The organism is Kineococcus sp. NBC_00420 (genome assembly GCF_036021035.1).
In the GTDB taxonomy this organism is placed as follows: domain Bacteria; phylum Actinomycetota; class Actinomycetes; order Actinomycetales; family Kineococcaceae; genus Kineococcus.
In genome coordinates, this window is record NZ_CP107930.1 from 1,990,169 (window position 1) to 2,009,801 (window position 19,633).

Annotated in this window: 17 protein-coding genes and 1 pseudogene; 6 read left to right on the forward strand and 12 right to left on the reverse strand. The window is 72.6% G+C overall.

From position 1 onward, the window contains the following. Positions 1–169: 169 nt before the first annotated feature. Positions 170–919 carry a TasA family protein gene (locus OG218_RS09710; protein ID WP_328293013.1) on the reverse strand — a complete coding sequence of 250 codons (750 nt, stop codon included), beginning with the start codon at positions 917–919 and terminating at the stop codon, positions 170–172. After that, the gene (locus OG218_RS09715; RefSeq protein ID WP_328293014.1) at positions 906–1,622 is read right to left on the reverse strand and encodes a signal peptidase I; all 717 of its coding nucleotides are present in this window, start codon (positions 1,620–1,622) and stop codon (positions 906–908) included. The genes OG218_RS09710 and OG218_RS09715 overlap by 14 nt, the downstream gene beginning before the upstream one ends. 826 nt (positions 1,623–2,448) lie before the next feature. Between OG218_RS09715 and OG218_RS26625 the strand changes: the two are divergent. Then, positions 2,449–2,571, forward strand: a pseudogene (locus tag OG218_RS26625) (IS3 family transposase); the annotation flags it as partial. 149 nt (positions 2,572–2,720) lie between these two features. Here OG218_RS26625 and OG218_RS09725 read toward each other — a convergent pair. From OG218_RS09725 to OG218_RS09760, 8 genes are all read right to left on the reverse strand, one after another. Further along, positions 2,721–3,350: a response regulator transcription factor gene (locus tag OG218_RS09725; protein WP_328293015.1), complete on the reverse strand. Its 630-nt coding sequence runs from the start codon at positions 3,348–3,350 to the stop codon at positions 2,721–2,723. Beyond that, positions 3,347–4,477, reverse strand: a complete 1,131-nt coding sequence (locus OG218_RS09730; protein WP_328293016.1) for a sensor histidine kinase — start codon at positions 4,475–4,477, stop codon at positions 3,347–3,349. Before OG218_RS09730 ends, OG218_RS09725 begins: the two co-directional genes overlap by 4 nt. Before the next feature lie 20 nt (positions 4,478–4,497). After that, on the reverse strand, positions 4,498–5,301 hold the full coding sequence (locus OG218_RS09735) for an ABC transporter permease (protein WP_328293017.1): 804 nt from the start codon (positions 5,299–5,301) through the stop codon (positions 4,498–4,500). After that, positions 5,301–6,215 (reverse strand): ABC transporter ATP-binding protein, encoded by a 915-nt coding sequence (locus OG218_RS09740; RefSeq protein WP_328293018.1) that lies wholly within the window; start codon positions 6,213–6,215, stop codon positions 5,301–5,303. The genes OG218_RS09735 and OG218_RS09740 overlap by 1 nt, the downstream gene beginning before the upstream one ends. Positions 6,216–6,503: 288 nt before the next feature. After that, the gene (locus OG218_RS09745) at positions 6,504–6,734 is read right to left on the reverse strand and encodes a hypothetical protein (RefSeq protein ID WP_328293019.1); all 231 of its coding nucleotides are present in this window, start codon (positions 6,732–6,734) and stop codon (positions 6,504–6,506) included. Positions 6,735–6,784: 50 nt separating this feature from the next. After that, positions 6,785–7,627 (reverse strand): MaoC family dehydratase, encoded by an 843-nt coding sequence (locus OG218_RS09750; RefSeq protein WP_328293020.1) that lies wholly within the window; start codon positions 7,625–7,627, stop codon positions 6,785–6,787. After that, complete coding sequence (locus tag OG218_RS09755; RefSeq protein ID WP_328293021.1) at positions 7,627–8,949, reverse strand: 3-oxoacyl-ACP reductase; 1,323 nt, start codon at positions 8,947–8,949, stop codon at positions 7,627–7,629. The genes OG218_RS09750 and OG218_RS09755 overlap by 1 nt, the downstream gene beginning before the upstream one ends. Further along, positions 8,949–10,202: an acetyl-CoA C-acetyltransferase gene (locus tag OG218_RS09760; RefSeq protein WP_328293022.1), complete on the reverse strand. Its 1,254-nt coding sequence runs from the start codon at positions 10,200–10,202 to the stop codon at positions 8,949–8,951. Before OG218_RS09760 ends, OG218_RS09755 begins: the two co-directional genes overlap by 1 nt. Before the next feature lie 62 nt (positions 10,203–10,264). Here OG218_RS09760 and OG218_RS09765 point away from each other — a divergent pair, with 62 nt between their 5' ends. From OG218_RS09765 to OG218_RS09785, 5 genes are all read left to right on the forward strand, one after another. Then, positions 10,265–10,909: a TetR/AcrR family transcriptional regulator gene (locus OG218_RS09765; RefSeq protein WP_328293023.1), complete on the forward strand. Its 645-nt coding sequence runs from the start codon at positions 10,265–10,267 to the stop codon at positions 10,907–10,909. Further along, positions 10,906–12,864, forward strand: coding sequence for an acyl-CoA dehydrogenase family protein (locus OG218_RS09770; protein WP_328293024.1), 1,959 nt, complete (start codon positions 10,906–10,908; stop codon positions 12,862–12,864). The genes OG218_RS09765 and OG218_RS09770 overlap by 4 nt, the downstream gene beginning before the upstream one ends. A 62-nt stretch (positions 12,865–12,926) precedes the next feature. Beyond that, positions 12,927–15,251, forward strand: a complete 2,325-nt coding sequence (locus OG218_RS09775) for a diguanylate cyclase (RefSeq protein WP_328293025.1) — start codon at positions 12,927–12,929, stop codon at positions 15,249–15,251. 9 nt (positions 15,252–15,260) lie between these two features. Continuing rightward, the gene (locus OG218_RS09780; RefSeq protein ID WP_328293026.1) at positions 15,261–16,310 is read left to right on the forward strand and encodes a lipoate--protein ligase family protein; all 1,050 of its coding nucleotides are present in this window, start codon (positions 15,261–15,263) and stop codon (positions 16,308–16,310) included. Between the two features lie 38 nt (positions 16,311–16,348). Beyond that, a complete protein-coding gene (locus OG218_RS09785; protein WP_328293027.1) occupies positions 16,349–16,591 on the forward strand; it encodes a hypothetical protein in 243 nt (80 codons plus the stop codon). A gap of 92 nt (positions 16,592–16,683) precedes the next feature. Here OG218_RS09785 and argS read toward each other — a convergent pair whose 3' ends face one another. Continuing rightward, on the reverse strand, positions 16,684–18,408 hold the full coding sequence (gene argS, locus OG218_RS09790) for an arginine--tRNA ligase (RefSeq protein WP_328293028.1): 1,725 nt from the start codon (positions 18,406–18,408) through the stop codon (positions 16,684–16,686). Positions 18,409–18,598: 190 nt separating this feature from the next. Continuing rightward, positions 18,599–19,633: a LacI family DNA-binding transcriptional regulator gene (locus OG218_RS09795; RefSeq protein ID WP_442906479.1), complete on the reverse strand. Its 1,035-nt coding sequence runs from the start codon at positions 19,631–19,633 to the stop codon at positions 18,599–18,601.

Here is a 19,633-nt window from a genome sequence, read left to right on the forward strand (position 1 = left end):
ACCAGGCTTCGACATCGCGATCCTCCCCCTCCCGCCCCGCCGGCGCTGCGCGTGACAGACCACCTGGACGGGCTGCTCAGTGGGTTGTCCGACAGGTCACTGGGCAGGTCGCGCAACGAATCATTCACCATGGGAGCAGCCACGCTGCCACCTCAGCGCTGGAGTCCGCTCAGGTGTTCGTGGTGGTGGGGGTCCGCTGCGCCAGGGTGAATTTCCACGTCAGGTTCGCGGCCAAGCCCTGGATGGTGGTTCCTACCGCAGGCAGGGCCCCGTTGGTCGACACCTCCGCGTTGGCGAGGTCAGGAAGGGTCACCGACACACGGAAGTAACGGTCGGTGGAGGAGGTGAACGCCGGCGCTGCGAGGGTCACGGGTGTCGATCCCCCGCTGGAGATCACCGTGGCGGCGGGGGTGAGGGTGAGTGCGGCGGTGCTCGTGCCGCTACACGTTCCCCCGGGCATCGTCCATGCCACCGAGCACTCGCTCACCGCGACGGTCAGGCCCTTGGTGGTGCTGGTGGTCAGCAGAGTGGGGGTGCTGTCCGCTAGTCCCAGGGTGAGGTTCTGCCCGGTCAGTGTGCCGGTGTTGCGCACCTGGACGTAGCGGTTGACGACGTCGCCGGGGGCGATGTTGGCGATGGGAGAGCCAAACCCCACGCTGCCGGTGGTGTTGTTCAGCGTGAGCATGAGAGTTCCGCTGCCGACGTTCTGCGCGCTGGCGTTGAACGCTTCGGCGGTCAGGGCGGCGTAAACCCCGCCGGAGGTGATGGCCACCCCCGCCGCGATCGTCGCGGCGATGCCAGCGACCTGCAGGGAAGTACGCCGGGCCCCGTGACGCGTTCGTCGACTCCTGGAGTGGGTGTGGCGCTGGGCGCGGTCGGCGACCGGGGCGGGCCCGGTGTTGTTCTCAGCTGCGGGCATGGTGAACCTCCTGGTGGTCCTGGTCGGGCGCGGTGGGTTCCGGATCGGGCGAGGAAGCGGCGGGACTGCTCCCGTTGGAGGTTTCTGCGGCGGGGACTTCTTCGCTGCAGGACGGGCAGTGCGGGGCCGAGGCGTCGCCACCGCCGTCACGGTGATCTGCGCCGTCATCCGCGGCCGTGCTCTCAGCGCAGTCCAGGCAGTCGCAATGGCGACCCCGCCACTGCAGAGCCACGGTGATCACCGTCGCGACCACACCCAACCCGGCGATGATCAGGACCTGTAGGCCGATGCCCCACGTACTCGGACCGTGCTCCAGCCATCCCGGCACACCCGGGACGACGGCGACCACGACGGGGATCTGCGCCCCAGGAAGCAGGTTCGTCCAGACGTCAGGGCTGGCGTTGGCGTCACCCTTGGTCCGCACGCTCACCGCATCGGCGATCATCTTCACGTCTGCGACGCGGTGCGCGATCGGGGCGGGCATGTCCGGGGTTTGGACGATGACGACCTGGCCGCGGTGGACCTGCTGGGGTGTGATGTCGAGGGTAAGGATCTGATCACCCGCGGCGAAGGCGGGACGCATGCTGTTGCTGAGCACCGTGTGCGTGCTCAAGCCGAGGCCGAAGTGGGCCAGTAGCAGACCGGCGGCGATGAACAGTCCGAGACTGGAGAGCAGGATGCCCAGGAAGCGGCGGTTGGTCATGCCTGCGTCCCGCGCGGTGTCATTACACCCGTTCTCACGTCGGGCGCCACGTCAGGCGCCACGTCCGTCGGGGAGGACGCGTGAGCACCGACGGCGCGTCCACGCTGGTGTCGACCACCGCGGCCTCCAAAGGCCGTGATCACGAAACGAGACATGTGCGCCCCTCCTGGTCGCCGACTACTAGTACTTCATCGACTAGTAGCTAGGTATCTGAAGGCTCACTTCGCAAGTCTTCTGCGAGCTCGTTCCGCAGTCGGTGAGCCGAAAGGCTCCCTCGACGACCCGCTCCCGACCTGTGTGTGACCACGAACCGGCACCGTCGTCTCTTGCCCGCCTCAACAAGGAGACGGGCCCGTGCACCGCAGCAGGAAGCTGCGTGCACTGCGTAGCGGTTCGGCAGCCACCGTCAAGGCTGAAGCCGTCGGGACTGAAGCTGTGGGGACGAAGCCTCACGTCGCGGGTCATGGTCGCGATCACGAGCAGGCCCTGGCTGCCTCTGGCCCTGGAAAGCGCACCCTCTGCGATGCCCTGAGCGCCGTCTCAACCATCCGTGCACATCGCCCACAGCGAGCCGGTGACCACCCGTGACCCACCCCTGGATCCGGCCCAACCCACCCCTCCGCACCATCGTCGTGCCGGCGGTTGTGCCTCGACCACCTCGTCCGCGGCGTCGAGACCGACGCCTTCACCGCGCACGGTGTGCACGTGCGCAGCGGCGGGGACAGTGCGGCGCACCGCTGGAGCGAAGACGTCCGTCGTGACGTCCACTCGGTGGCCAAGGGCGTGTGCGTGCTCGCGGCCGCCACCGCCGCGGACGAGGGATCCGGCAGTGGAGAGTTTCCTCGAGTTGTTGCAGGACAACGTCCTGGACCGCTGGCAACAGGCCACCCGCGGCGAACTGCGGATCGCTGTCGTGACCTGGATCGAGCGGACCCATCACCGGCGGCAGAGCGGGCCGGGTTCGGTCGACCCCGGTTGAGTGCGAGACCATCACGATCTCCTCGGTCGCCCTGACCGCGTGACGTAGCGGGAGCCCGACAGCAGGTGCCGGGTTCGTCAGCGCCCGGGCCAGGGCCCGTTCCTCGGGGGTCCTCGCGCTCAGATCCATCCCGCCTTCCGGGCCAGGGCGACGGCCTCGTGCCGGTTGGCGGCCCCGAGCTTGCCGGAGGCGGAGGACAGGTGGTTGCGGACCGTCCCGGGCGAGAGCGACACCTTCACCGCGATCTCCTCGACCCCGGCGCCGTCGGCGGCGAGTTCCAGCACGTCGGACTCCCGGGCGGTGAGCGGGCTGGCCCCGGCGGCGATCGCGTCGGCCGCCAGCGACGGGTCGACGTAGCGACCCCCGGACGACACGGTGCGGATCGCCTCGGCGAGAACGGATCCCGAGGACGTCTTGGGCAGGAAACCCCGCACGCCCGCCTCCAGGGCCCGTTTCAGGTGACCGGGACGACCGTGGCTGGTCAGGAGCAGGGTCGTGATGCCGGGAACCTCGACGTGCAGCCGCTCGGCGAGGGCGATGCCGTCCGACGGTGCCCCCGCGCGGACATCCCCCGCCGGCATCTGCAGGTCGAGGACCGCCACGTCGGGGGTCGTCCTGGACGCCACGGCCAGCGCCTCCGCGCAGGACGCGGCCTGGCCGACGACCTCGAGGTCGTCCTGCAGGTCGAGCAGACCGGCGACGGCGCTGCGGACGAGGTTCTCGTCGTCGGCGAGCAGGACTCTGATCACGCGGGGACCTCCAGCCGGGCGTCGAGGACGAACGTGCCGTCGCCCCGTCGGACGTCGAGGCGACCGCCGAGGGGGTGCAACCGTTCGGCCAGACCCGCCAGGCCGGAACCGTTCCCGGTGGCGGCCGAGCTCACCCCGTCGTTCTCGAGCAGCACGCCCAGTTCGTCGGCGGAGCGGGAGACGGTGATGCGGCACCACGTCGCGGCGCTGTGCCGCACGACGTTGGTGACCCCCTCGCGGATGACCCAGGCCGCCGCAGACCGGACCTCGACGGGCAGGTCGCTCGCGGTGTGCTCCACGGTGCACTCGACCCCCGCCGAACGCAGCAGCGCCACCGACCCTTCGAGTTCCGTCGTGAGGTCGACGGCGCGGTAGCCGCGGACGACGTCGCGGATCTGCTGCAACGAGTTCTGCGCGATCGTGCGGACCTCCTCGGCGCGGTCGACGGCCTCGGGGCGGCCCCGTCGGGCCAGTTCCGCGACGAGGTCGCTGGTCACCGCGATGGCGGAGAGGTCGCGCCCCACGACGTCGTGCAGGTCACGGGCGAACCGCAACCGCTCCTCCGCGAGCGCCAGCCGGACCCCGGCCCGTTCGGCGTCGGCGAGGCGCCGCACGACGTCCAGGAGCCACATCGAGAGCTGCAGGATGGACGCCAGGATCCAGCCGTAGACCACGAACAGCACCGCGAGCGCCGGGGGCGAGACGAGGGGGGCGGTGGTCGCGCCGACGACGGCGACCACGACGAGGGCGTAGCGACGGAACCGGAACCGGCCCAGCGGGACCACGGAGAGGACCGCGGCGGTGACGGTGACGCCCACGGCGGCGTCGGTCCCGCGCAGGATCAGGAGCCCGACCACGTAGGCCAGGGCCGACGCCGTGACCCAGGCGACGACCACCGGGCGCCCCCAGGCCCTGCGGTGCACGACCCGGCTGACCGCGATCCCGACGGCCGCGGCCTGCACGAGCGAGGCGAGCGCCGCCACCCACGCCTCGGAGGCGTTCGCCCCGGACCCGAGGCCGAGCACGAGCACCGGCGCGCAGAACACCGCCGGGACCAGCGACCAGTGGGTGTACAGCTCGACGCGCCGCGGGTCGTCCGCGGCGCGCCAGCGTCCCAGCAGGTTCACGGCTCGACTCTCCCAGAAGCTCAGACCCGCGGCGACCACCGGAAGCGCCGCTGCACGACGACGACGGTCAGGACGATCCAGGCCAGCGCCACCCCCGCGGCCTGCAGGACGTCCATCCCCGCGGGGTCTCCGGTCCAGCCGGCGTTCACGAGGTCCAGCACCGGGCTCATCGGCGTGAACTGGGCGATCCGGTTGATGCTCTCGGGCAGCGCGTCCAGCGGCATCGCCAGACCGGCACCCAGCACGGCGATCCCGATGACGGGCAGGCTGGTCATCTGCACCGACTCCAGGGTCGGCGAGAACACCGCCGTCACCAGCGCGAGCCCGGTGAAGACGGCCGACCCGACGAGGATCCCGGCCAGGGTGAGGACGGGGTTCTGCGGGACCGGCAACCCGAGCACGACGGCACCCGCCACGGCCAGCACGAGCGACTGCACGAGGGTGATCGCCACCGACGGCGCGGCGAGCGCGACGAGGATCTCGCCGTCGGCCGCCTCACCGGTCCGCAACCGTTGCAGGACCCCTTCCTCGCGGCGGGCGACGGAGGCCGAGAGGACGTTGTAGTAGACGACGAACAACAACAGCATCCCGACCAGGCTGGCGATCGCCAGCGCCGTGGCGTTCCCCCCGTCCCCGACACCGTCGAGGGTGCTGAAGAGGCCGATGACGCTGATCGGCATGATCAACGTGATGGACATCAGGGTCCGGTTGCGGCGCAGCAGCAGCAGTTCGGCCCGGGTGAGGGACCAGGTGCGGCGGGCGCTGGCGGCGAAGCGGTTCGTGGTCTGGACCGCGGGTGCGGGTGCGGTCTGGAGGGTGGTCATCAGGCGGCCTCTTCCGTGACGTGGGTACCGGCGAGTTCGAGGAAGGCGGTCTCGAGGGAGGCCGGGGTGGCCTTCAGCTCGGACAGGGCGAGGGTGTGGTCGTCAGCCCAGGCGAGGACCCGGGACAGGCTGCGCTGCAGGTGGTTCGTCCGGACGACCACGTAGCGGCCGTGGTGCTGGACGGTGTCGCCCGGACTGAGGTCCGCGACGTCGGGGCGCCCCGCGTCGGCCTTCCAGCGGATCTCCGAGCGGTGCCCGGCGACGACGTCGGCGACGGTCCCCTCGGCGGCGACCAGGCCCCGGTGCATGATCGCGAGGCGGTCGGAGAGTTCCTCGGCCTCCTCCAGGTGGTGGGTCGTCAGCATCACGGCCGTGCCCCCCGCGACGAGGTCGCGGACCAGTTCCCAGACCGAGCGACGCGACTGCGCGTCGAGTCCCGTGGTGGGTTCGTCGAGGACGAGGACCTCCGGGCGACCGAGCAGGGCGACCCCGAGGTCGAGGCGCCGACGCTCCCCGCCGGACAACGACTTCACCGGCGCGTCGAGCTTGTGGTGCAGAGCCACGACCTCGACGACCTCCGCGATGGGTCGCCGCCGGGTGAGGGTGCCGCTCCACATCTGCAACGACTCCGCGACGGTCAGGTCCCCGGGCAGGTTGCCCGACTGCAGGACCACACCCGTGCGCGGCCGGACCTGGCGGCGCTCGCGAACGGGGTCGTGCCCCAGCACGCTGACGCTGCCGCCGGACGGTTTCGCCAGCCCCGTGACGACGTCGACGGTGGAGGTCTTGCCGGCCCCGTTGGTGCCGAGGAGGCCGAACACCTCACCGCGTTCGACGGAGAAGCTGATGCCGCGGACGGCTCTCGTGCCGCTGGCGTAGGTCCGTTCGAGGTCCCTGACGACGACTGCGCTCATGTCTCCAGGGTGGCGGCGGACCGGGCGTCGTCCCCGTGTCCGCCGTCACGATTTCCGCCGCCTCCCGCACCCCTCACCCCTGACGAACCTCACGGGTCGTCGGAGCGGAACCGGTGCGGGGTGGTGGACTGCGGGGCACGACCTACGCCGTGGTCTCCGTGCACTCCCCCGGCCTGAGCACCGCTCAGCCGGTCTGGGAATCCGCGGAGGGCTCCCGAACACGTCGGGTTCCGGCCCGCCGACGACCCGACGGCCTTCCGGGGTCGTGCTCGGTCACGGTCCTCCGCGTCAGAACCCGGTGAACTGGTAGACGACGAGGGCGATCTCGACGACGACGGCGGCGATGCCGACCGCCTTCACCCAGGGTCGGGACCGGCCGGGGGCGATGAGGACCACGGCGAGGCCGAGGAGGATCGACGTCAGGCTCGAGGTGACCGATCCGGCATCGTCGGCGGTCGCCAGGAGCACCACGCCGAGCACGAGCAGAAACCCGCCCGAGAGGGAGGTGAAGAGGTCCACGGCCCGGGTGCCGCCGCGGCCTCCTCGATCACGAGGTCCTGTTCCCCTGCTCACGAGGAGGTGAGGCGGGCGGCGAGGTGGAGCTTCGAGCCGTCGCGACTGCGAACGGCGGTGGACCACCCGTCGGGTTCCTCGACGGCGACGTGCCGGACGGTCGCGGGGAGCAGCAGGGGTTTCCCGAACTCGACCTCGAACCGTGCAGCACCCGGTGGGGGGCCGCCGATCGCGGAGAGGCTCCGGGACGCCGTCCACATCCCGTGCGCGAGGGCACGTCGGAACCCCAGGAGGCGGGCGGTGACCGGGGAGAGGTGGAGGGGGTTGACGTCACCGGAGACGGCGGCGTAGGTGCGGCCCGTGTCGGCGGGGACCCGCCAGAGGGTGCCCGGCCCCTCCGGTGCGGGGAGCCGTGCGGGCTCCTCCGCCCGACCGGGCCACGACACCCCCCGCGCGAGGTAGCGGCTGCGGCCCGTCCAGACCTTCTCGGTCCCGGTGCGGACCTCCGTCACCAGGTCGACGGTCGCGCCGCGGCGGTGGGCGTGCATCCCGACGGCGCGGACGCTGACGTCGAAGCTCTCCTCGACCGACAGCGGCCGGGTCTGCTCGAAGGACTGGGCGAGGTGCACGAGACCCAGCAGGGTGAACGGGAAGGGCTCCCGGACCAGGAGGTCCACCTGCAGACCGAAACCGACGAGGTGCGGGAACGGTAGCGGCACGGCATCGCGGAGCGGGAACCCGGTGCTGCGGCAGAAGGCCGCCACCCGGTCGACGTCGAAGCGGTTGCCCCGCAGGGACACCGCGGTGCGGGGAAAGTCCACCGCGCGCCGGGGCCGGTGCAGCAGCGAACGCGCGTACAGCGCCGACAGCGACGGGGCCGTCCGGAGTTCCCGGGTCATCACGCCCCCAGCAGGCTCTGGCCGCACACCCGCAGCACCTGACCGTCGATGCCGGCGGCGTCTCGTTGCGCGAGCCAGCCGACCGCTTCGGCGACGTCGATCGGCAACCCGCCCTGCTGCAGACTGGCGATCCGTCGGCCGAGTTCGCGCGGGACCGGCGGCATGGCCGCGGTCATGGGGGTCTCGATGAAACCCGGGGCGACGGCGTTGGCCGCGAAACCACGCTGCGCCAACGGTTCCGCGAGGGCCTGGACGAGGCCGACGAGGCCCGCCTTGCTCGTCGCGTAGTTCGTCTGTCCCTTCGCACCGGCGAGCCCGTTGATCGAGGAGAGGTAGACGAACCGGGCCCCCGGCGCCAGCGCACCGGGGTGTGCGAGGAGTTCCGTCGTGAGCCGCACCGGCGCGAGCAGGTTCACCGCGAGGACGGAGTTCCAGGCCGCCTCGTCGACGTTCACGAAGGAGCGGTCGCGGGTGATGCCGGCGTTGTGGACGACGACGTCGGCCCCGCCGAACCGGTCGGCCAGGTGGGTCGCCAGGGTCTGCGCCGCGTTCTCGGCCGTGACGTCCAGGTGCAGCGTCGACCCCTTGACGCGGTTCGCCACGGCGGCCAGCTTCTCCCCCGAGGCGGCGATGTCGACGCAGACGACGTGGTGCCCGGTGCGGGCCAGGACGTCCGCGACCGCGGCCCCGATCCCCTGCGCCGCACCGGTGACGACGGCGACCGGTCGGTCCCGGACCGGGACGGGGGTTCCTGACCCGACCACGACGGGTTGCCCGTCGACGAACGCGGAACGGGCCGAGGAGAAGAACTCGACCGCCGAGCGCAGCGCGGTGCGGGCCCCCGGGCGAACGCGGAGCAGGTTCACGGTGGTGCCGCCGCGGGCCTCCTTGGCGAGGCTGCGCACGAGACCCTCCAGCCCCTGCTGCACGGCACGGGCCTCGAGGTCGCTCGAGACGGCGGGATCGGTGGCGGGATCGGCCGCGAGGACCAGGACGCGGCCGGTGGTCCGGCGGAACGCGGGGGCGAGCCGCTGCCGCACCTCCTCCAGGCCGGCGACGCGACGCAGACCGGTAGCGTCGACGATCACGGCGCCGAGGGGTTCACCGGTCCCCTCGCTCACGGCGGCCCCGGCCGCGCGCAACCAGTCGGAGAGTTCCTCGACCCGACTCGCGCCGTCGAGGCCGATCACCAGCACGGGCCCGGTGAGCAGCGGTTGCCCGGGCTGGTGCCGGCGCAGCCGCGGAGGCCGCGGCAGCCCGGTCCGGGCGGCGAGGAACTTCCCGGCCGGGGTGCGGACGAACGCGCCGTAGGGGTCGGACATCACGCCTCCACCAGGACCGCGATGCCCTGCCCGCCGGCGGCGCAGACCGAGATGAGCGCGCGGCCACCCCCGCGTTCGTGCAGCAGCTTCGCGGTGGTCGCGAGGATGCGGGTGCCGGTCGCCGCGAAGGGGTGTCCCGTCGCGAGGGAGGAGCCCGTGACGTTGAGGCGCGCGGGGTCCACCGTGCCCAGACCGGCGTCGGCCCACGCGGCCGTCGTCGCGAGGACGGTGGAGGCGAACGCCTCGTGGATCTCGACGAGGTCGAGGTCGGCCAGCGTCAACCCGTTGCGCTGCAACAACCGCGGCACGGCGACGACGGGTGCGGTGAGCAGCCCCGCACCGTGGACGTGGTCGACGGCGGCGGTCTCGGCGTCGACCAGGTGGGCCAGGACGGGGAGTCGGCGGGAGGCGGCCCACTCGTCGGTGGCGAGCAGGACGGCGGCGGCGCCGTCGGTCAGGGGGGTCGAGTTCCCGGCGGTCATCGTGGCCTCGCCGTCGAGGTCGCGACCGAAGACGGGTTTCAGAGCCGCCAGCTTCTCCAGCGAGGTGTCGGGGCGCAGCAGGTCGTCGCGTCGAACGCCGAGGTAGGGGGTGAGGAGGTCGTCGAAGAACCCGCGGTCGTAGGCGGCGGCGAGGTTGCGGTGGCTGGCCAGGGCGAGTTCGTCCTGCGCCTCGCGCCCGACCTTCCACTCCAGGGCCGTGCGGGCCGCGTGCTCCCCCATCGACAGCCCCGTGCGGACCTCGGCGTTGCGCGGCGGGTCGGGTCTGAGCTGACCGGGACGCAGCTTCGCGAGTGCGGCCAGCTTGGCGCCGGCGGTCCTGGCCCTCGACAGTTCCAGCAGCACCCGCCGCAGTCCGTCGTCGACCGCGATGGGGGCGTCACTGGCGGAGTCGGCACCCCCGGCGATCCCGACGTCGACCTGCCCCAGGGCGATCTTGTTGCCCAACAGGACAGCGGCCTCCAGGCCGGTGGCGCAGGCCTGCTGCACGTCGTAGGCGGGGGTGCTCGGGTCGAGCGCGGTCGACAGGACGGCCTCGCGGGTGAGGTTGAGGTCGCGGCTGTGCTTGAGCACGGCCCCGGCGACGACCTCGCCCAGGCGTTCCCCGGCGAGCCCGTAGCGGGCGACCAGCCCGTCCAGGGCCGCGACGAGCAGGTCCTGGGCCGAGGCCTGGGCGTAGCGACGACCGGCCCGGACGAACGGGGTGCGGTTGCCACCGATGATCGCGACGTTGCGGACAGCACGGTTGCTCACTCGGCCGAATTTATCAGGTACTACGGGTACCCGATACCCGTCGTCCGGGGTACCGTCGAGGCATGGACGGTCGCGCCACGCGCTGGGAAGAGCACCGGAAACGGCGTCGCGAAGAACTCGTGACGGCGACGCTGCGCGCGATCACGGCCAAGGGCGCCGGCGTCGGCATGGACGAGGTCGCCGCGGCCGCCGGCACCAGCAAGACCGTGCTCTACCGGCACTTCGCCGACAAGGAGGAGCTCTACCTCGCCGTCGCCGAACGGGTGAACTCGCGGATCCTGCGCGAACTCGGCGAGGCCGTCGCCTCCTCGAACTCCCCCCGCGAGGCCCTCAGCGGGATCATCGCCGCCTACGTCCAGCTCGTCGAGGCCGATCCCGAGGTCTACCGCTTCGTCGTGGTCCACCCGTTCCTGGAACGGCCGCTCAGCAACGACCCCGTGCAGCGGATCTCCGGCACCATCGCCGACGAGACCGCCCGCACCATCACCGCCCACCTGCGCGTGGGCGGCGCCCGCGACTCCTCCGCCGACGCCCTCGCCCACGGCCTCGTCGCGATGATCCGCACCGCCGCGGACCGGTGGATCTCCAGCACCGACCGGGTGCCGGCGGCCACGCTCGTCTCCGATCTCACCCACCTGGCCTGGGGTGGCCTCGCCACCGTTCTCAGCGCCCCACCCCTGGCACCCGTTCCCGAGGAGGTTCCGTGACCACCACCGAACTGCGACCCGAGACCCCCCTCGACGAGCCCGTCGAGGTTCCGCCGCCACTGGACACCGAGGTCCTGCGCCGTGTCCTCGACGGCCGTTTCGCCGACCTGCGCGAGAAGTTCCGCCGCGAGGCCCCCGCCGACCTCTTCACCCCCACCGACGACCTCTCGACCCGCGACCACCGGGACCTCACCCGGGAGCGGCTGCGGCAGCTCGCGGAACTCGGCGGGCACGAACTGGGCTACGCCCGGCCCTGGGGCGGTGACTCCCCCGGCGGTCAGGTCGCCCAGTTCGAGATGCTGGGGTTCGGCGACGCGTCCCTCATGATCAAGTCGGGGGTGCAGTGGGGTCTGTTCGGCGGCGCCGTCCAGGCGCTCGGCACCGAACGCCACCACTCGACCCTGCTCGAACCGCTCCTGCGACTGGAACTCGTCGGCTGCTTCGGGATGACCGAGACCGGGCACGGTTCCGACGTCTCCTCCATCGGGACGACCGCGACGTACGACCCGACGACGCAGGAGTTCGTCGTCCACACCCCGGACGTCTCCTGCCGCAAGGACTACATCGGCGGCGCGGCGGAGGACGCCGACGTCGCTGTGGTGTTCGCCCAGCTCGTCACGGGCGGGACCTCGCAGGGCGTCCACGCCTTCGTCGTCCCGCTGCGGGAGGACGGGGTGGACCTCCCGGGGATCTGGCGCGGTGACGACGGCCGCAAGATGGGGCTCAACGGTCTCGACAACGGCCGGCTCGGTTTCGACCAGGTGCGGATCCCCCGGACCGCGCTGCTGAACCGCTACGCCGACGTGGCCGAGGACGGCAGCTACTCCTCTCCCATCGCGAGCGCCAACTCGCGGTTCTTCACGATGCTCGGTGCCCTCGTCAAGGGCCGGGTCAGCGTCTCCGGCGGTGCGCTGTCGCAGACGAAGGTGGGTCTCGAGATCGCGCTGCGCTACGCCCTGCAGCGCACCCAGTTCAAGCGCCCGGGGGGCGACGGCGAAGTCGTCCTGCTCGACTACCTGGCCCACCAGCGACGGTTGCTGATCCCGCTCGCGACGACCTACGCGCTCTCGTTCGCGCAGGACGACCTGCTGAGCGAGATGGACGAACTGCTGCGCGTCCAGCTCGCCGGGAACGAGCCCGACGCGACCCGGCAGCGCGCGTTCGAGTCGCACGCCGCGGGCCTCAAGGTCGCTTCCACCTGGCACGCGACCCGCACCCTGCAGACCTGTCGCGAAGCTTGTGGCGGCAACGGGTTCCTCGCCGATTCGCGCCTGCCGCAGCTGAAGGCGGACACGGACGTGTTCACCACCTTCGAGGGCGACAACACCGTCCTGCTGCAACTCGTCGCCAAGGGCCAGCTCACGGCGTACGCCCAGCAGTTCTCCGACCTCGACACCCTCGGCATGGCGCGGTTCGCGACGCGCGACTTCGTCAGCACCTACGCCGGCCGCAGCCCCGCCCGCTCCCTCGTGGCCGACGTCGTCGAAGCGGGCCGGATCCCCGAGGAGCTGCACGACCGGGCCTGGCAGCTGCGGATGCTCGCCGACCGCGAGCGCCACGTCGTGGAGTCGCTGGCCAAGCGGATGCGCAAGGCGCGGTCCAAGCCCGAGGCGGAACGGTTCGAGGCCGTCGACGAACTGCAGGACCACCTGCTGCTGGCCGGTCGTGCGCACGTCGAGCGCGTCGTCGCGGAGGCCTTCGCCGCCGCCATCGCGCGCTGCGACGACCCGGCCGTCGTGGAACTCCTGTCCGACGTTTTCGACCTGCACGCCCTCTCGGTGCTCGAGGCCGAGAAGGGCTGGTACCTCCAGCACCGCCGGATGACGACGCTGCGCGCCAAGGCGGTCACGACCGCGGTGAACGCGGTGTGCCGCAAGCTGCGGCCGCGGACCGGGGAACTGCTGGACGGGTTCGGGACGCCGCGGTCCTGGCTGGCCTCCTCCCTGGTGCCGTGAACCGCCTGGGCTGAGCGGGCGAGCTGGGCCCCGGTTCCTCAAGACTCCCCCGGGGCACCCCGATGACTCTGTCCGAGGGGGTGATCGCCGTGGCGGAAGAGCGGGGACGACGGCGCATCGCCGTCGTCGTGGACGGACTCGGGGAGCAGGTCCAGCAGTACCTGCACGGCCTCGAGAGCGTCCTGCACCCCGAGGGGGCGGCGCTCCTCGTGGTCGTCCGGCACCCGCACCACCCGCGCCGGGGGACGTTGTTCGCCCACCTGTGCCGCAGCGGAGGGGTCGACGGGGTCGTCGTGACCCCGGTCCGCGACCTGTCCGGGCGCTCGGCGGTGGCGGCGGTCCTCGGGGTCATCCCCGACGGGCTACCCACGGTCACGCTCGGGGAACGCGCTGCCGGGACCACCGGGGTGGACCGCCCCCGCGCGCAGGCGCTGGACGTGGAGCGCGACCACCTGCACCGCGGCGGTCGTCGATCGCTGCTCGTCGTGAGCTCACTGCCCGACGGTGAGGTGCACCAGCTCCCGGGGACGCCCTTCCTCCGGGTCGTCGACCCGGTCGACGTGCACCGCCTCCTCCCGGCCGCGCTGGCCTCAGCGCGGGACGACGGTCGTCCCGTCGACGCCGTCGTCTGCTGCGACGACGACCTGGCGATGGCTGCCGTGGAGGCGCTGGAACGCGAGGGCTACCGCGTCCCCGAGGACGTCGCGGTCACCGGCTCCGCCGGGACGAGTTCCTCGGAGGCGGCGTGGGCCGGTGTGACGACCGTGGACGAGCACCTCACGGCTCTCGGTCGACGGGCCGCGACGCTCCTGCTGAACCTGTCGGGCGGTTTGCATCCCGTACCCGCCGGCCCGCCCGCTCCGCACGTGGTCGCGCGGGCTTCCAGCGCCCTCGTGGCCCCCGTCGACGAGCGGGTCGTCCTCGACGCCTCGGGGGTGGCCACCTCCGCGCCGTCCGTCGCCCTCGGTTCCGAGGTCGCCGTCGCCGAGCGCCTCGCCGCGGTCCGCCGACGCTGGATCCGTCAGGTCGTCACGGGCACTCTCGACGCCGCGGGGACGGCGCAGTTGTGCGCGGAACTGGCCGAGGTCGTCCGGCTGCACCCCGAGCAGTCCTGGTGGGACCGGGTGCTTACCACCCTCGAGAACGACGTGGCGGCCAACGGTGCCGTGGGAGCCGCGCTCGACGCCGCCCTGCGCACCGTCCACCGGATGCAGCTCACGGTGCTGCGCGCCGTGGCCGGCGCCCACGTCGAGCGGGCCGCCCACGAAGCGCGGTCCGGTCGTGTCCTGGTGGAACTCATCCGGGCCCTCGGGACCGCCACCGAGACGAGCGCCCTCGGCGACCTCCTCGCGGCGTTCCTGCCCCGGGTCGGGGTCCGCCGCTGCTTCGTGTCCCTGCTCACCGACGGGCCGCCCCCGTCCACCGAACCCGACGACGTGCGGGTTCGACTGGCCGTCGACCACGTCGAGGGTCCCTACGCCGCGCTCGAGGACACCCACGGTCTCGGGGAGCTCCTCCCGCCGCACCGCGTCGCGGAACTCGACCGTGGAACCCTCGTCCTGCAGCCGTTGTTCGCCGGGGAGCAGTGGTTCGGCTACCTCCTCACCGGCCACGCGCCGGATGCGTTCGCGGTCTCGGAACCACTGCGGGCCGCGTTGAGTTCGACCCTCGACGGACTCGGGCGCACCCGGCGGGCGGCGGACCGGGCCGGGGAGCTCCACGACCTGGTGGCGTCGCGGACCGCGGAGCTCCGGCGCGAGATCGCCGAACGGCGGGCCGCGCAGCAGGAACTCCGAGCCCTCAACGACCGGCTGCGCGAGGCGGCGCAGCGGGACGGCCTCACCGGCCTGGCCAACCGGCCGACGCTGGACGAGCACCTCGCCCACGTCTGGCAGGACGCGCACCGGAGCGGGAGTCCGCTCAGCCTGCTGATGGTCGACGTCGACCACTTCAAGGCCTACAACGACACCTACGGTCACCTGGCCGGTGACCGGTGCCTGCAGCAGGTCGCCGAGGAACTGCGCCGGGCGCCGGGCCGACCGTCCGACCTCGTGGCCCGCTACGGCGGAGAGGAGTTCGTCGTCGTGCTGAGCGACACCGACGGCGCAGGAGCCGCGGTGGTCGCCGAGCGGTTGCTGGACGGACTGCGACGCAGGGCCTTCCCTCACGGCCAAGGCGTGGAGGGGCGGGTCAGCGTCAGCATCGGGATCGCGACAGCGGTCCCCGGCGCCGCCACGGGCGGTGTCCTGGCACTCCTGGACCTGGCCGACCGGGGCCTCTACCTCGCGAAGTCCGGGGGCCGCGCTCGGGCGGCGAGGGCGCCGCAGGCGTCCACGGCCGAGCCCGGGGCCGCAGCAGCCCCCACTCGCGCCGTGGGGCTCACGTAGCCTGCGCGAGTGCATGGTGAGTACAAGGTCCCGGGCGGGAAGCTCGTCGTTGTCGATCTGGACATCGTGGAGGGACGGCTCGCCGGGGTGCGCCTCAGCGGGGACTTCTTCCTCGAACCCGACGACGCGCTCGAGGCCATCGACGCGGCGCTGACGGGGGTCCCCGCCGACAGCGACGCCGCCGACCTCGCGCACCGCGTCCGCTCGGCCCTGCCGAGCGGCGCGGTGCTGCTCGGTTTCACCCCCGAGGCCGTCGCGACGACGGTGCGACGCGCCGTCGGCGGGGCCAGCGGGTGGCTGGACCACGACTGGCAGTTCGTCCACACGGGTCCCCAGTCCCCGCAGACGCACATGGCGCTGGACGAGGTCCTGACCCGTGAGGTGGCGGCCGGCCGTCGTCCGCCCACCCTGCGGGTGTGGGAGTGGGGCAGCTCGGCCGTGGTGCTCGGGAGTTTCCAGTCGCTCGTGAACGAGGTCGACGGCGACGCGGCGAGGCGGCTCGGGGTCGAGGTCGTGCGCCGGGTCTCGGGGGGTGGCGCCATGTTCGTGGAGCCGGGCAACACCATCACCTACTCCGTCTACGCACCCGGTTCGCTCGTCGAGGGGCTCTCGTTCACCGAGTCCTACGCGTTCCTCGACGACTGGGTCCTCGTCGCGCTGGGCGACCTCGGCATCAAGGCCTGGTACCAGCCGATCAACGACATCGCGACCGAGCAGGGCAAGATCGCGGGCGCGGCGCAGAAGCGCCTCGCGGACGGGACGGTCCTGCACCACGTGACGATGTCCTACGACATCGACGCGGCGAAGATGCTGCAGGTGCTGCGGATCGGCCGCGAGAAGCTGTCCGGCAAGGGTCTCGCCAGCGCCGCGAAGCGGGTCGACCCGTTGCGCCGTCAGACGGGCCTGCCGCGCGAGGACGTCATCGACTCGATGGTCGCCACCTTCCGCCGCCAGTACGGCCTCACCGACTCCGCGCTGAGCGCCGCGGAGCTCGCGGCGGCCGAGGAACTGGTCACCCGGAAGTTCGCCACGCGCGAGTGGGTGGCCCGCATCCCCTGAGTCTCGACAGCCGTCCGGCCGGGGCGCAGACTCGGTCGATGGAGCACGGTGCGGCGGTCGAGCGGGGAGTGCTCACGGGAGTCGTCCGGGACGCGGACCGGCCCGGGCGGGCGTTGCGGGTCAGCGCGCACCCCGCTGCCGCCCCGGGGGACGGTCGTGTCGTCCTCTCGACGTGGCAGGACTCCACCTGCATCTCGACCGTCCGCCTCGACCGCGCCGAGGTCGTGGAGCTGCTCGCCGCCCTCGGGTCCTCCCTCCTCGTCGACCCGACCGGTACGTAGCCTCGATTGACAACCACCACGAAATCTGGGAGGATCACGACGTACCTCGGGATCGGCGATCAGCCGGACCGAGGTTTCGTCGTTCCAGGCCCCTACATGCGCTCCGGAGCGTCGATCCCGAGGAGGCCCAGGCCCGCCGCGAGCACCTCCCGCGTCGCCCGGCACAGAGCGAGCCGGCTCACCCGGACCTCTCCCTCCGCCGAGAGCACCGGACAGGCCTCGTAGAACGCCGACAGCGCCGTCGCCACCTGGTGCAGGTGACCGCACAGCCGGTGCGGTTCGAGCGTCTCCGCCACCGACGCGACGGCTCCGGGGAAGCCGGTCAGGAGCAGCGCGAGCCGCACCTCCGCGGGGTGGTCCAGCACCGACACGTCCCGGGGCACGATCGCGCTGCGCTCCAGCAGCGACGCCACCCGGGCGTGCGCGTACTGCAGGTAGGGGCCGGTGTTGCCGTCCATGGCGACCATCCGCTCCAGCGAGAACACGTAGTCGCGCCCGAGGCCGTTGACGAGGTCGGCGTACTTCACGGCGCCGATCCCGACGGCCCGCACCACCGCGGTGCGCTCCGACGCGTCGAGGCGCGACCCCCGTCCGCCCAGCACCTCCGCCGCCCGGCTCTCGGCCGCGTCGAGCAGCGCGCTGAGCGGGACGGTGCCTCCCGTCCTCGTCCTGAACGGTCGACCGTCCTCCCCCAGCACCGTCCCGAAGGCGACGTGCTGCACCGTCACCTCCTCGGGGAGCCACCCGGCCTCCCGGGCGACGGCGAACACCTGGTCGAAGTGCAACGCCTGCCGGGCGTCGACCACGTAGACGATCCGGTCGGCCCGCAACGCCGTCACCCGGTGCCGCAGCGCCGCCAGGTCGGTCGCGTCGTAGCCGAACCCCCCGTCGGACTTGCGCACCACCACCGGCAACGGTTCCCCGTCGCGGTTCGCGAAACCCCGGGGGAACACGCACGACGCACCGTTCGACTCCACGAGCAGTCCCGCCGTGCGGAGGTCGTCCACCACCCCGGCGAGGGCGGCGGCGTAACTGCTCTCCCCCGCGGTGTCGGTCGGGGTGAGGCCCGATCCCAACCGGGCGTACACCTCGGCGAACGACCTCATCGACGTGTCGACCAGCCCGCGCCAGACGTGGTGCGTCCGCGGGTCGCCGCCCTGCAGGGCGACGACCCGGGCCCGGGCCCGGCCCGCGAAACCCGGGTCGGCGTCGAAGCGTTCCCGGGCCTGCCGGTAGAACCCGTCCAGCGCCGACAGGCTCAGGTCGGCGCCGTCGTGACCCTCCTCGAGGAGGTGCTCGATCAGCATCCCGAACTGGGTCCCCCAGTCGCCCACGTGGTTCTGCCGCACGACGACGTCCCCCACCGCGGCGAAGACCCGGGCCAGCGCGTCCCCGATGACGGTCGAGCGGAGGTGCCCCACGTGCATCTGCTTCGCGACGTTCGGCGAGGAGTGGTCGACGACGACCCGTCGCGGTGGATCGGCCTGTGCCACACCGAGGTGCGGATCGGCGAGGAGGGCACTGACCTGCCCCGCCAGGAACTCCGGCCGCAACGTGAGGTTCAGGAACCCCGCTCCGGCGAAGGTCGGCGGCAGGCACACGTCCTCGAGGTGCGACCCGGCGAGCAGCCGGTCGGCGATCTCCCGGGGCGGCAGTCCCAGGGGTTTCGCCAACCGCACCGGGAGGTTGGTCTGGAAGTGCCCGAACTCGGGCCGGGTGGCCGGTCGCAGTTCGGGGTCCCACCCGGCGTAACGAGCGCCGAGCCCTTCGAGGGCCGGCCGGAACCGGGAGGTGAGGAGTTGATCGGGAGTGAGCACGGTGGTGTTTCCTCGTGGCCGGAGGGGGGTGCCCGGACGTCGGGCGGGCGTGCGGGGCCGGAGGACCCGCGACGAACTGCGGCTCGGTCAGACCGCGAGTCGGCGTCGCCCGGCGCGTCGTCGGGACGCGGCGAGCGCGTCACGACGGGAAGCACGGGTCGACGACATGCCAGGAGCATGCCACGGGAACTCAGACCTCGTCCACCAACCCCGCCGGTTCGTTGAACGGCGTGATCACCTGGATCTGCGAGGGTCGGGAACCCGGTCGTCCCGGCAACGCCCCCTGGGCCTGCATGACCGCGCGGCAGACCCGGCGCACGTCGGTGCGCAGGTCGTGGTGCAGCACGGCGGTGAGGCGGCGGCGACGCAGCAGGACGAGGTTCTCGGCGTCGAGGTCGTGCGCGACGAACGCGCGGACGGTGCGCCCGGCGGCGTCGAAGGCGGCGAGGACGGCCTGGTTCCCCCCACCGACCGAGTACACCGCGTCGATCCCCGGGTCGCGTTCCAACGCCGCCGACACCGTCGCGAACATCGACGCGTCGAGTCCGTCGGTGCCCTCGACCACCGTCACCGGCACCTGCGGCGCGAGGTCGCGCAACGCGGTGCGGAAACCCAGTTCGCGGTCTCCCTCGCCGCGGAAGCTGCTGCGGCTCAACGAGACCAGGACCCCACCCGCGTCCGGGGCCACGACCGTCAGCAGGTAGGCCGCGGTGGCCCCGGCCGCGCGGTCGTCCATCCCGACGTAGGCGACGCGACGGCTGGTGGGCACGTCGGTGACGAAGGTGACCACCGGGATCCCCGCGTCCTCCAGCCGGGCGACGGCCGCCACGACGGCCGGGTCGTCCGGTGCCTTGAGCAGCACACCGCTGGAACCCTTGCACGCGATGGCGTCGAGCTGGGTCGCGAGGTCCGCGGCGCTGCCCTCCTCGCGGAGGTGGAACCTCGCCCGGATCACCGCCGGGCGCAGCGACGGGAGCTCGGCCTCCAGGGCGACCCGCACTTCGCGCGAGAAGCGGTCCGGCGCGAGGACGACCACGTCGAGGAAGAACGTGCGGCCATCGATCCGGACCTGCGACGCCTGCCGTTCCAGGTCGGCGATCGCGCGGTGCACCTCGGCGACCGTGCTCGCGCGCACTCCGGCCCGTCCGTTGAGCACGCGGTCGACCGTCGCAGTGCTCAGGCCGGCCTGCTGCGCGATCTCACGGATGCGGTACGGGTGCGCCAT

Excerpts from the sequence above, each read along its gene's own strand:
- OG218_RS09710 (WP_328293013.1), bottom strand. The coding sequence starts at position 919 with ATGCCCGCAGCTGAGAACAACACCGGGCCCGCCCCGGTCGCCGACCGC.
- OG218_RS09715 (WP_328293014.1), bottom strand. The coding sequence starts at position 1,622 with ATGACCAACCGCCGCTTCCTGGGCATCCTGCTCTCCAGTCTCGGACTG.
- OG218_RS09735 (WP_328293017.1), bottom strand. The coding sequence starts at position 5,301 with ATGACCACCCTCCAGACCGCACCCGCACCCGCGGTCCAGACCACGAAC.
- OG218_RS09740 (WP_328293018.1), bottom strand. The coding sequence starts at position 6,215 with ATGAGCGCAGTCGTCGTCAGGGACCTCGAACGGACCTACGCCAGCGGC.
- OG218_RS09750 (WP_328293020.1), bottom strand. The coding sequence starts at position 7,627 with ATGACCCGGGAACTCCGGACGGCCCCGTCGCTGTCGGCGCTGTACGCG.
- OG218_RS09755 (WP_328293021.1), bottom strand. The coding sequence starts at position 8,949 with ATGTCCGACCCCTACGGCGCGTTCGTCCGCACCCCGGCCGGGAAGTTC.
- OG218_RS09765 (WP_328293023.1), top strand. The coding sequence starts at position 10,265 with ATGGACGGTCGCGCCACGCGCTGGGAAGAGCACCGGAAACGGCGTCGC.
- OG218_RS09775 (WP_328293025.1), top strand. The coding sequence starts at position 12,927 with ATGACTCTGTCCGAGGGGGTGATCGCCGTGGCGGAAGAGCGGGGACGA.
- OG218_RS09785 (WP_328293027.1), top strand. The coding sequence starts at position 16,349 with ATGGAGCACGGTGCGGCGGTCGAGCGGGGAGTGCTCACGGGAGTCGTC.
- OG218_RS09795 (WP_442906479.1), bottom strand. The coding sequence starts at position 19,633 with ATGGCGCACCCGTACCGCATCCGTGAGATCGCGCAGCAGGCCGGCCTG.